This window comes from Cloacibacterium sp. TD35 (genome assembly GCF_028864635.1).
GTDB lineage: Bacteria > Bacteroidota > Bacteroidia > Flavobacteriales > Weeksellaceae > Cloacibacterium.
Window position 1 is genome coordinate 591,839 of record NZ_CP104850.1, and the last position, 12,103, is coordinate 603,941.

Here is a 12,103-nt window from a genome sequence, read left to right on the forward strand (position 1 = left end):
TAAAAAATGTAAACTAAATTTTAATGTTTCATTCTACTTTTACCACACCAAAATATTAACAACTATTAAATCACAAAACCTATGAAAAATTTACAGAAAATGAGTGCAAGTTTATTTGCATTATTGGTAAGCTTTTTAGCATTTGCTCAAGAAAAAGCAGTAGAGGTAACCACTTCTACCACTACCACCACAGAAGAATGGTACACTAATCCGCTATATTGGGTTATAGGAGCAGTAGCTCTTATTGCAATTATCGCGATTGTATCAAGAGGTAGCAACAAAGATTAATCTCCTTTGATTAAAAAAGCTCATCAAAATTTGATGAGCTTTTTTATTTTTAACCATGAATGGTTTCTTTATTTCCGTAAGATTTTATGATTTCGCCTTCATATTGCAACCATTCTTCCCAGCGTTTGTTTACTTTTTCTGGGTCGCCTAATTGTCTTGCAAAACTGATGAAAGTAGTGTAATGATTGGCTTCAGAAATCATCAATTCTTTGTAGAATTCTTTCAGTTCTTCGTCTTTTATGTTTTCTGTCAAAACTTTAAAACGCTCACAACTTCTCGCTTCAATCATCGCTGCAAAAAGCATTTTGTCTATAATTAAATCTTCTCTACTTCCTTGAATAATGAATTTAAAAAGTTGATTTACATAATCGTCTTTTCTGGTTCTTCCTAAAATATAACCTCTCTTTTTGATGATCTCGTGAACTTGATTGAAATGGTCCATTTCTTCTTGTGCGATTGCCAAAAGTTCGGTCACAATTTCTGTATGTTCAGGAATCATTGTGATTAAACCAATCGCATTGGTGGCAGCTTTTTGTTCGCACCAAGCGTGATCTGTAAGGATTTCTTCTAAATTTCCTTCTGCTATATTTGCCCAACGTGGATCTGTAGGTAATTTTAATTTGAACATTTTATTTCTAATTTTTTGCAAATTTACATTAATTCTCGGCAGTTTTCTTTCTTAGAAACTCTAAAACTTTCCAGCCATAATCGTCTACTTTCTTCAAAACTTCTGCGAAAAGGATGGCTAAAATTACATTCAAAACATAAACAATCACCATCAAAACCCAAATATTTATGCTGTCTTTGAGTGGCGGTATTAAAAAATACACTACTGAAGAGCTCATTCCTTGCGCAAAATAATAGAAAATGGCGTTTTTACCAATGTAGTTAATGAAATTGTCTTTAGTGATTTTCAATCGGTTATACAATACAAAAATGGTCACCAAAGAAAGTAAACTCCACACGATGTAAGGGATTTTTGGCGGAAACTTTTGCTTATTAAATTTATAGAAAACTTCGTTCCCGAAATACCAGAAAACCAAAACCAAACTCAGTGCAACTAAACCATACAACATTGGAACGAAAACATTTTTAATTCTTTTTCCTTTCAATTGAGTAGCGATTAAGAAAATGGCCAGATAAAAAGCAACGTAACCTACTTGTCCGCTAGGATAATACGGCGCAAAGTTTTTCATCACATCATTATCAATATTGAAATAAACCGTGAGCGCTAAACAAACTCCTATTAACCATTTGATATGTTTAGGGAAAAATTTCAAGGCTAAAACTCCAAAAACGGTTACGATGTAATAGACTTTAAGATACCAGAAGCTCCCCATCACTACAGGAAAACTATCACAATTGCTATAGCTGTGAAGCCACCAATTACCGAGCATATCCCAATTAAACGCGGAATCTAAATTTGGCACACCATATTTAGTCCCGAAAACCGTATAATAGGACTGCATTCCTTCTGCTCCAAAAATATTGAAGATTCCGAGCTTCATAAATCCATCAAGGAAAAACAAGAACGTCACGAAAATCATATACGTCACCTGAAGTTTCAGTAATCTGTACAAAGTTTTCTCTACATTATTCCCAGAAGTTAAGCCACTTAAAGCAAAAAATACGGGAACGTCTATGAGTAGGCTGAGCGTTCTCACTTCCGAAGGAAGGTAGAGCTGACCGCTCCAAAAAGCAGTATGAATAAAAATAATAGAAAGAGTAGCCAAACCTTTGGCAAAATCAATGTAGAGGTCTCGTTTCATATAGTTTATTAAGTAATTTCAAATTTACAATTTATCAGTGTAAATAAAAAATTTTAGCATTATTGTGGATAACTCAAAAATATTTCTTACTTTTGCACCCTGAATTAACTAAAAAAATTATAAACAATGTTAGCAATCGTAGAGATAGCAGGGCTTCAATACAAAGTTGAGCAAAACCAAAAGTTGTTTGTAAACCGTCTAAAAGGAGAAAAAGGAGACAAAGTTTCTTTTGATAAAGTTCTTCTTACTATTGACGGAGCAATCACTGTAGGTGCCCCAGCTGTAGAGGGAGTTTCTGTACAAGCAGAAATCCTAGACCATGTACAAGCAGATAAAGTAATCGTTTTCAAAAAGAAAAGAAGAAAAGGTTACAAAGTGAAAAATGGTCACAGACAACAATTAACTCAAATTCAGATTGTATCAATCGGTGGTGCTGAAGCTCCAAAAGCTAAAAAAGCTACCAAAAAAGAAACAACTGAAGAAGTAGTAGCAGAAGAAAAACCAGCTAAGAAACCAGCTGCTAAAAAAACTGCTAAAAAAACAGAAGAATAATTTTTAAAAACCAAAAAACCTTAAAATAAAATGGCACACAAGAAAGGAGTTGGTAGTTCCAAAAACGGTAGAGAATCTCACTCTAAAAGATTAGGTGTGAAGATTTTCGGTGGACAAAGCGCTATTGCTGGTAATATTATTGTAAGACAAAGAGGTACTCAACACCACCCAGGTGAAAACGTGGGAATGGGTAAAGACCATACTTTGCATGCATTAGTAGACGGTAAAGTAGTTTTCACTAAGAAAGCAAACAACAGATCTTTTGTATCTGTAGAACCAAACGCATAATTTAAGCGTTATAAAAATTTAGAAACCTCAGCTTTTCGCTGAGGTTTTCTTTATCTATTTCATTTAATAAAAAATAATTCAATACAAACCGAAGAAGTTCTTCGGTTTTTTTATTTATTTTTGGGAAAATTCCCAACAAATGAAAATTATTACATTCACCATGGCATTAGCAGGTTTATTCCTTGCCTCGTGCTCATCTCAAATTATGAAGAATTCATTCAATTATCCTGAAACCAAAAAAGTAGAACATACTGACGAATATTTTGGGACTAAAGTAGCAGATCCTTACCGTTGGTTAGAAGACGATCGTGCAGAAGACACTAAAGATTGGGTTCAGCGTGAAGTGGCTTTTACACAAAATTATCTTAATCAAATTCCTTTTCGTGAAGAAATTCGTGCACAGTTAAAAAACATTTGGAATTACGAGAAAATTTCTGCTCCTTTTAAAGAAGGAGATTACACGTACTTCTATAAAAATGATGGTTTACAAGCACAATCTGTACTGTATAGAACTGATAAAAATTGCAACACCGAAGTTTTCCTTGACCCTAATAAATTTTCAGAAAAAGGAACTACTTCTATGTCTGGCTTAGCTTTTAACAAAAAAGGAACGCTTGCTGCTTACAATATTTCTGAAGGAGGAAGTGATTGGCAAAAAATTGTCATCATCAATGCGATTACCAAAGAAAAAATAGACGAAACCATTACCGATGTTAAATTTTCTGGAGCTTCTTGGCTAGGAGACGAAGGTTTCTTCTACTCTACTTATGGAAAAGTACAAGGCTCTGAACTTTCTGTAAAAACGGATATGCACAAAGTATATTTCCATAAATTAGAAACCAAGCAGTCTGAAGACAAACATATCATCGGCGATGAGAATTTTAAACGCAGATATATGAACATTGGCGTTTCAGATGACGAAAGATTCTTGATTCTAAATGCTTCAATTGCAACTAACGGAAATGAATTATACATCAAAGACCTTAAAAATAACACCGATTGGATTGCTATTCAAAAAGGATATGATTACAATACAGATGTTTTAGACACCAAAGGAGATTTTATCTACATTATGACAGATAAAAATGCTCCAAATATGAAATTGCAGAAATTTGACATTAAGAACCCTTCTGTTTGGACAGACGTTATCCCAGAAACTGAAAACGTTTTAAGCGCTTCAACTGGTGGTGGTTATATCTTCGCTAAATACATGAAAGATGCTGTCTCTTATATGAAACAGTTCGATTATAACGGTAAATTAATTAGAGAAATCACTCTTCCTGGAATTGGCACCGCTTCTAATATTGGCGGTAAAGAATCTGCAAAAGAATTGTATTACTCTTTCAGCAATTATATCACGCCGGGAACTACTTATAAATTTAATGTAGAAAATGGAACTTCTGAAATTTACCAAAAACCAAACGTAAAATTCAATCCAGAAGATTATGTTTCTGAGCAAGTATTTTTCACTTCAAAAGATGGAACAAAAGTACCGATGATGATTTCTTACAAAAAAGGAATTAAACTAAACGGTAAAAACCCAACCATTTTATACGGTTACGGCGGTTTCAATATTTCTGTAACCCCAAATTTCTCTGTAGTGAATGCAATCTGGATGGAAAACGGCGGAATTTATGCCGTTCCGAATCTTAGAGGAGGCGGTGAATATGGCAAAAAATGGCACGTAGCCGGAACACAAATGCAAAAGAAAAATGTTTTTGAAGATTTTATAGCTGCAGGTGAATATTTACAGAAAAACGGTTACACTTCGCCAGAATTTATGGCACTTTCTGGCCGTTCAAACGGTGGTTTATTAGTAGGCGCAACCATTACGATGAGACCTGATTTAGCGAAAGTAGCCTTCCCAGGAGTTGGCGTTCTTGATATGCTCAGATACAATAAATTTACAGCAGGAGCTGGTTGGTCATTCGACTACGGAACAGCGGAAGATTCAAAAGAAATGTTCGAATATTTAAAATCATATTCACCTGTTCACAATGTGAGAAAAGGTGTTTGTTATCCTTCTACGATGATTATTACGAGTGATCATGATGACAGAGTAGTTCCGGCTCACTCTTTTAAATTCGGGGCAGAATTACAAGAAAAACAAAGCTGCAACAACCCTGCTTTAATCAGAATCGAGGTAAACGCAGGCCACGGAGCTGGTAGAAGTACAGACCAAGTCATCGGCGAAAACACAGATTTAATGAGTTTTGCACTCTATGAAATGGGAATTAAAGAACTGAAAAAATAATTTCTAATCTACCATAAAATGAAACCGCAGAAATTTCTGCGGTTTTTTTATTTGAATTACATATCAATTAATTTCCAACTCAATCACATACCCTTCGTGACTTCTTACATTGATGAAATCTCCTTCATTAAAATACAAATACTGTCCTTTAATTCCTTTTAAAACCCCTTCAAACTCTGGTTTAGAATCTAGCGTGAAAGAATTAATTTTCGCAGGCGCTTCATACGGAAAGTCTAAACGTACCATTTCTTGACCATCAATCGCAAAATTTTTAAAATCTTTAGGAAAAAGTTCCGCAATCTGATTTCGAAAATCCAATAAATCTACATCGCTTTCTCTGTCGTCTTGAAGCATTTTTCTCCAATTGGTTTTATCCGCAATATGTTTTTTGAGTTCCACTTCTATCATTCCCGCTTCGTAGCGGTTTTCGGTCTTTGCAATCGGCAAGGCAAAAGTTGCACCTTGATCAATCCAACGAGTTGGAACTTGACTTTCGCGCGTTACGCCAACTTTTACATCACCAGTGTAAGCCAAATAAACAATATGCGGCTGCAATTGTATCTCTTTTTCTACTTCTAAATCACGCTCTTCAATCCCGAGATGTGCTGTAGAAAGTTCTGGCTTCAGAATCGTATCACTAGCATAAGGACTTTCGAAAAAACATTTTTTACAAAATCCCATTCTATAGATTTTTTCATCTTTACCACACTCTACACACTGATAACCAATATGTTTTATGGTGAATTTTTTACCAAAAAGCTGATTCATAGAGATTAAATCTCCAGAAAGATTAAGGTAATACTGAATTGGATTTCCGAGAACGGAAGACATTTTGAGAATTTGTCCTTTAAATTGCATTGCGAAAATTTTGAGTAAAAATAAGGAAAAGATGTTAAACCTCTCGTTGATTTTTCTTAATGAACAGATATAAATTAGAATCTTCCTTATATGCGTTATCTGGCAATAAAATTTATTTTATATTTGATTTGTAATCAGTTTCAAATTCTTAAATTTGCTCTTCTTTTGAAAATTTCACAAATGAATTATTTAGTTACTGGCGGTTCCGGATTTATAGGTTCACATTTGGTAGAACATTTGTTGAAAGATGGACATTTTGTCATTAATATTGACAATTTTGATGATTTCTATGATTATAAAATCAAAATAAAAAATACACTAGAAAGTGTAAATCAGCTTACAAATTTTGAGTTTTCTGATAAAGAAAATGACATTCAAAAACTGGTAAAACAAACCCAGTCAGAAAATTACATTCTTTACTATACCGACATTCGTGATAAAGAAGCTTTATCTAAAATTTTTAAAAATCACAAAATAGATGTTTTAGTTCATCTTGCAGCTTTGGCTGGAGTTCGCCCTTCTATAGAAAGACCTATGGATTATGAAGAAGTGAATATCAAAGGAACCATGCATCTTTGGGAATTATGCAAAGAATACAGCGTAAAGAAAAACGTAATTGCATCATCATCAAGCGTTTATGGAAACAACGAAAAAATTCCGTTTTCTGAAACAGATAATGTAGACAGACCTATTTCGCCTTATGCTGCAACCAAAAAATGCACAGAAATTCTAGGTCATGTTTATCATCATTTGTACGGAATAGACATGATTTTCTTAAGATTTTTCACGGTTTTCGGCCCAAGGCAAAGACCAGATTTAGCGATTCACAAATTCACGAAACTGACTTCTGAAAACCAAGAAATTCCTTTCTACGGAGATGGTTCTACAGCTAGAGATTATACTTTTATAGACGATATTATCGATGGCGTAGTAAAATCTGTAAAATATGTAGAAGGTCATCATAACGTATACGAAACCATCAACTTAGGAGAAAGCGAAGTGGTAAACCTAAACGAAATGGTGACAGGAATAGAGCAAGAACTTGGAAAATCTGCCATCAAAAAAAATCTGCCAATGCAGCCTGGAGATGTAGAAAAAACCAACGCAGATATACAAAAAGCGAAAAATCTCCTCAATTATTCCCCCAAAACAAAATACCAAAATGGCATAAAAATTTTTGTGGAATGGTTTTTGAGAAACAGATAAAACAATTATATTAGAACATTATTAAAAATTAAGTTTAGATTTTATAAATCTGTTGAAAATCAGATAGAAAAATTTTGAAATCTCACCTAATTTTATACTTTTGCAAAAAATTTAAATATTATGTATTGGACATTAGAATTAGCTTCATATTTAAGCGACGCACCTTGGCCGATGACTAAAGCAGAGCTTATCGATTATGCTATTAGAACAGGTGCACCAATGGAAGTAGTAGAAAATCTTCAAGCCATTGAAGACGAAGGAGAAATCTATGAAAGCATAGAAGAAGTCTGGAGTGATTATCCTACAGACGAAGACTTCCTCTGGAACGAAGACGAATATTAAAAAATGCAGTCGGCTGTCGGCAATCGGCAATCGGCTTTTTTTTGAATTTCTATAAATTTAACATTAATATGGCTGAAGCGCATTGCTAGTAGCCAAAAGCAATTATTATGAGTTTTTTAAATAAAATTCTTCAAGGATTCTTGGGCGACAAAAATGCTAAAGACCTAAAAGAAATCAAAAAAGTTGTAGACAAAATTAAGAAAGTAGAGCCAGCAATTGCCGAGCTTTCGGATGATGAATTGAGAGCAAAAACTCAAGAATTCAAAGATAAAATTGATGCAGCTACAGAGCACATTACCAATCAAGTAGTAGAAGTTCATGAGCAAATTGCAAAATCTTCTGACATAGACGAAAAAGAAAAACTTTTTGGGCAAATAGAAGCACTGAAAAAGGATTCTTATCAAATTGAGGAAAAAGTATTAAACGACATTCTTCCAGAAGCTTTTGCAGTAGTCAAAGAAACTGCAAGAAGATTGGCTCAAAACGGTGGACTTACCGTTACAGCAACTGAGCATGACCAAGAATTAGCTGCTGCTAAAGATTTTGTTGAAATTAAAGGAGATAAAGCTTTCTGGAAGAACAAATGGGATGCTGCTGGTAAAGAAGTAGTTTGGGACATGGTTCACTATGACACCCAATTTATCGGCGGGGTTGCGCTTCACAGTGGTAGAATTGCCGAAATGGCGACTGGTGAAGGTAAAACTTTAGTAGGAACGCTACCTATTTACTTAAATGCACTTCCTGGTCGTGGTGTTCACGTAGTTACGGTGAATGATTACTTGGCAAAAAGAGACTCCGCTTGGATGGGGCCTATTTATCAGTTCCACGGTTTAAGCATAGACTGTATTGATTTGCACCAGCCAAATACAGATGCAAGGAGAAAAGCTTATCAAGCAGATATCACTTATGGAACCAATAATGAGTTCGGTTTTGACTATTTAAGAGATAACATGGTTTCTTCGCCTGAAGAATTAGTTCAAGGTGAATTAAACTTTGCGATTGTAGACGAAGTAGACTCTGTATTAATTGATGATGCTAGAACGCCACTCATTATTTCTGGACCAATTCCTCAAGGTGACAGACAAGAATTCGATGTTTTAAAACCATCTGTAGACAGAATTGTAGCCGTACAGAAGCAAATCGTTTCTAATTTATTAACCGAAGCAAAGAAACTAATTGCAGCAGGTAATAAAACAGACGGCGGGTTTAAACTTTTACAAGCATACAGAGGTTTGCCTAAAAACAAACACTTAATCAAATTCCTTTCAGAAGAGGGAATAAGAGTACTTTTACAAAAAACAGAAGGGGAATATATGCAAGACAATAGCAAGAGAATGCGTATTGTAGATAAAGACCTTTATTTTGTAATCGACGAGAAAAATAATCAAATAGACCTTACAGACAAAGGTGTAGAATATATGTCTCAAGGTAACCAAGATGCTAATTTCTTCGTTTTAGAAGATATTGGAACTTTGATTGCTGAATTAGAGGCAAAAAATCTTACTAAAGAAGAAGAATTTGCTCAAAAAGAAGAACTTTTCAGAAATTATGCAGTAAAATCTGAAAGAATTCACACTTTAAGCCAGTTATTAAAAGCATATACATTATTTGAAAAAGATGATGAATATGTAGTAATCGACGGAGAAGTAAAAATCGTAGACGAGCAAACCGGTCGTATCATGGAAGGAAGACGTTATTCAGACGGACTTCACCAAGCGATTGAAGCTAAAGAAAATGTAAAAATCGAAGCAGCTACTCAAACTTTCGCTACCATTACGTTACAGAATTACTTCAGAATGTATAACAAATTAGCCGGGATGACGGGTACTGCAGAAACTGAAGCAGGAGAATTCTGGCAAATTTATAAATTAGATGTAGTAGTAATTCCTACCAACAGACCAATCATCAGAGATGATAGACAAGATTTAGTTTACAAAACCAACAGAGAAAAATTCAATGCGGTAATTGATGAAATCGAAAGACTTACTGCAGCAGGAAGACCAATACTTGTAGGTACTACTTCTGTAGAAATTTCTCAGTTCTTGTCAAAAGCGCTTCAATTAAGAAAAATTCCGCATAATGTATTGAATGCGAAATTGCACAAGAAAGAAGCAGACATCGTAGCTGAAGCTGGTAGAGCTGGTGTAGTAACCATTGCTACCAACATGGCTGGTCGTGGTACAGATATTAAACTACAAGGTGAGGTAAAAGAAAACGGAGGTCTTGCCATCATCGGTACAGAAAGACATGATTCTAGACGTGTAGACAGACAGTTAAGAGGTAGAGCTGGTAGACAAGGAGACCCAGGAAGCTCACAATTCTACGTTTCTCTGGAAGATAACTTAATGAGACTTTTCGGTTCTGAAAGAATCGCAAAAATGATGGATAAAATGGGACACAAAGAAGGCGAAGTCATTCAGCACTCTATGATTACCAAATCTATCGAAAGAGCTCAGAAAAAAGTAGAGGAAAACAACTTCGGTATCAGAAAAAGATTGCTAGAATATGATGATGTAATGAACAAACAACGTGATGTAATCTACAAACGTAGAAAAAATGCATTGTTTGGTGACCATTTAAAATATGACATTATCAATACCATTTATGATGTAGCAGCATCTATCGTAAGCAATACAAAAGGTGGCAACCAATTCAAAGAATTTGAATACGAAATCATCAAATTCTTCACGATGGAAGCTCCACTTACTGAAGCTGAATTCAAGGTAAAAACTGAAAGAGAAATCACAGATATCGTTTTCAAAAAAGCAGAAGAAGATTACAAAAACAGATTGGTTTTATTAAAAGAAAACTCATTCCCAATCATAGAAAATGTGTTTAAACAGCAAGGTCACATGTTCAAAAACGTACAAGTACCTTTCTCTGACGGAACCAAAACACTTACCATCGTTACTGATCTTAAGCAAGCTTATGAAACTCAGTGCGAATCTATGATTAATGATTTTGAGAAGAATATCTGTTTAACCATTATAGACGAAAACTGGAAACATCATCTTAAAGAAATGGATGATTTACGTAAATCTTCACAAGGTGCAGTTTATGAGCAAAAAGACCCATTGGTAATCTACAAACAAGAGTCTTTCCATTTGTTCAGCGAAATGATGGATAAAGTAAACAAAGAAATTATTTCTTTCCTATTCAAAGGAGAAATCCCAACTTCTTAGTCCACTTAACATTATATACATTAAAATCCGAAGAGCTTTTCTTCGGATTTTTTTTATGAAATTAATTGTAATCAAGATATTCTGAGAAAAATTTTAATACTTTAGCAGTAATTAAAAACAATACAATGAAAAAACTGATTACAATTTTAGCTTTTATATGTAGCACCTTTGCATTTTCTCAATCAGAAAACAATGAATTTAAAGTAAACATTCTTTACACAGCTATCGGAATGCCTGAACTATCTTACGAAAGACTAATTTCTGACAATTCGTCTCTTGGTGCGTCTGTAGCATTTTCTCTTGATAAAAAAGAAGATATGGATTTGAGATTCAGTTTCACTCCTTATTATAGAATGTTTTTTGGACAAAAGAAAGCAGCAGGTTTCTTTATAGAAGCTAATTCTATCGTTGTAAATTATGTAGACACTATTTATTACAATGGAAGCACAAATACTTATGAGACGAAGACTGGTTTCGGTTTAGGAGCAGCAGCTGGAGCTAAATTTCTTACCAAAAACAATCTAATCGGAGAAGTTTATGGCGGAGTAGGAAGAGTTTTCGGAGATAATTCTTTAGGTGCTTATCCAAGATTCGGGATTACTCTCGGCAAAAGATTTTAACTATTATTAAAATAAAAATTAAAACAACAACGTTATTTCTAAATGAAAAAGTTTTTTATATTTTTGATGAGTATTTTACTGATTTCTTGCAACGGACAAGAAAACAAAGTTTCAAAGAAAAAAAATCTTAAAATGGAAAACAAAAATCTAGAATATGCTACGTTTGGTGGCGGGTGTTTTTGGTGTGTAGAAGCATGTTTTGACATGTTAAAAGGCGTAGAATCTGTAACTTCTGGCTATTCTGGCGGTCATAAAGAAAACCCTACTTACGAAGAAGTTTGTACAGGAGAAACTGGTCATGCAGAAGTGGTACAAATCGCTTTTGATCCTTCTGTAATCTCTTATTCACAATTGTTAGAATCATTTTGGTTCCTGCACGATCCTACACAATTAAACAGACAAGGTGAAGACATCGGCACACAATATCGTTCAGTGATTTTCTATCATTCTGAAAAACAAAAAGAAGAAGCACAAGTTTCTATGGAAAATTCAGAAAAATCTGGAAAATGGAATGGTAAATATGTAACTCAAATCGTTCCGTTTGAAAAATTCTGGGGCGCAGAGAAATATCACCAAAACTATTTTGAAATCAACCCAAACCAGCCCTATTGTAGTGCTGTAGTAGGGCCAAAAGTAGCCAAATTCAAAAAACATTTCGGTGAACTTGGTTTATTAAAATAAAAAATAGAAAAAATACTTATGGAGCAGACTTTTTTTGTCTGCTCTTTTTTTTGTAATTTAGGA

12 protein-coding genes are annotated in these 12,103 nt (G+C 34.3%); 9 read left to right on the plus strand and 3 right to left on the minus strand.

Annotated features, from left to right (window positions below; genetic code table 11):
• The first annotated feature begins 81 nt into the window (after positions 1-81).
• The gene (locus N7277_RS02650; protein ID WP_274780212.1) at positions 82-288 is read left to right on the plus strand and encodes a hypothetical protein; all 207 of its coding nucleotides are present in this window, start codon (positions 82-84) and stop codon (positions 286-288) included.
• 49 nt (positions 289-337) lie between these two features.
• On the opposite strand, the gene miaE is transcribed toward N7277_RS02650, so the two are convergent.
• Together miaE and N7277_RS02660 are read right to left on the minus strand one after the other, a co-directional pair.
• A complete protein-coding gene (gene miaE / locus N7277_RS02655) occupies positions 338-916 on the minus strand; it encodes a tRNA-(ms[2]io[6]A)-hydroxylase (protein ID WP_274780213.1) in 579 nt (192 codons plus the stop codon).
• A 28-nt stretch (positions 917-944) separates the two neighbouring features.
• Positions 945-2,057 carry an acyltransferase family protein gene (locus N7277_RS02660; protein ID WP_274780214.1) on the minus strand — a complete coding sequence of 371 codons (1,113 nt, stop codon included), beginning with the start codon at positions 2,055-2,057 and terminating at the stop codon, positions 945-947.
• Between the two features lie 126 nt (positions 2,058-2,183).
• Between N7277_RS02660 and rplU the strand changes: the two genes are divergently transcribed.
• The 3 genes from rplU (at position 2,184) to N7277_RS02675 (ending at position 5,151) form a co-directional block, all read left to right on the plus strand.
• Positions 2,184-2,609 carry a 50S ribosomal protein L21 gene (rplU, locus tag N7277_RS02665; RefSeq protein WP_274780215.1) on the plus strand — a complete coding sequence of 142 codons (426 nt, stop codon included), beginning with the start codon at positions 2,184-2,186 and terminating at the stop codon, positions 2,607-2,609.
• A gap of 30 nt (positions 2,610-2,639) precedes the next feature.
• Positions 2,640-2,897: a 50S ribosomal protein L27 gene (gene rpmA / locus N7277_RS02670; RefSeq protein ID WP_069800488.1), complete on the plus strand. Its 258-nt coding sequence runs from the start codon at positions 2,640-2,642 to the stop codon at positions 2,895-2,897.
• Positions 2,898-3,036: 139 nt separating this feature from the next.
• Positions 3,037-5,151 (plus strand): prolyl oligopeptidase family serine peptidase, encoded by a 2,115-nt coding sequence (locus tag N7277_RS02675; RefSeq protein ID WP_274780216.1) that lies wholly within the window; start codon positions 3,037-3,039, stop codon positions 5,149-5,151.
• Between the two features lie 63 nt (positions 5,152-5,214).
• Here the strand turns inward: N7277_RS02675 and N7277_RS02680 are convergent, their stop codons facing one another.
• Complete coding sequence (locus N7277_RS02680; RefSeq protein ID WP_274780217.1) at positions 5,215-6,009, minus strand: DUF2797 domain-containing protein; 795 nt, start codon at positions 6,007-6,009, stop codon at positions 5,215-5,217.
• 180 nt (positions 6,010-6,189) lie between these two features.
• Between N7277_RS02680 and N7277_RS02685 the strand changes: the two genes are divergently transcribed.
• The 5 genes from N7277_RS02685 to msrA all read left to right on the plus strand — a co-directional run bounded on the left by N7277_RS02685 (position 6,190) and on the right by msrA (position 12,040).
• Positions 6,190-7,215, plus strand: coding sequence for a GDP-mannose 4,6-dehydratase (locus N7277_RS02685; RefSeq protein WP_274780218.1), 1,026 nt, complete (start codon positions 6,190-6,192; stop codon positions 7,213-7,215).
• A 120-nt stretch (positions 7,216-7,335) separates the two neighbouring features.
• The gene (locus N7277_RS02690; protein WP_002662059.1) at positions 7,336-7,557 is read left to right on the plus strand and encodes a DUF2795 domain-containing protein; all 222 of its coding nucleotides are present in this window, start codon (positions 7,336-7,338) and stop codon (positions 7,555-7,557) included.
• Between the two features lie 107 nt (positions 7,558-7,664).
• Positions 7,665-10,739: a preprotein translocase subunit SecA gene (gene secA, locus N7277_RS02695; protein ID WP_274780219.1), complete on the plus strand. Its 3,075-nt coding sequence runs from the start codon at positions 7,665-7,667 to the stop codon at positions 10,737-10,739.
• A 125-nt stretch (positions 10,740-10,864) separates the two neighbouring features.
• Positions 10,865-11,359: a DUF3575 domain-containing protein gene (locus N7277_RS02700; protein ID WP_274780220.1), complete on the plus strand. Its 495-nt coding sequence runs from the start codon at positions 10,865-10,867 to the stop codon at positions 11,357-11,359.
• A gap of 42 nt (positions 11,360-11,401) precedes the next feature.
• Complete coding sequence (msrA, locus tag N7277_RS02705; protein WP_274780221.1) at positions 11,402-12,040, plus strand: peptide-methionine (S)-S-oxide reductase MsrA; 639 nt, start codon at positions 11,402-11,404, stop codon at positions 12,038-12,040.
• The last annotated feature ends 63 nt before the right edge of the window (positions 12,041-12,103 follow it).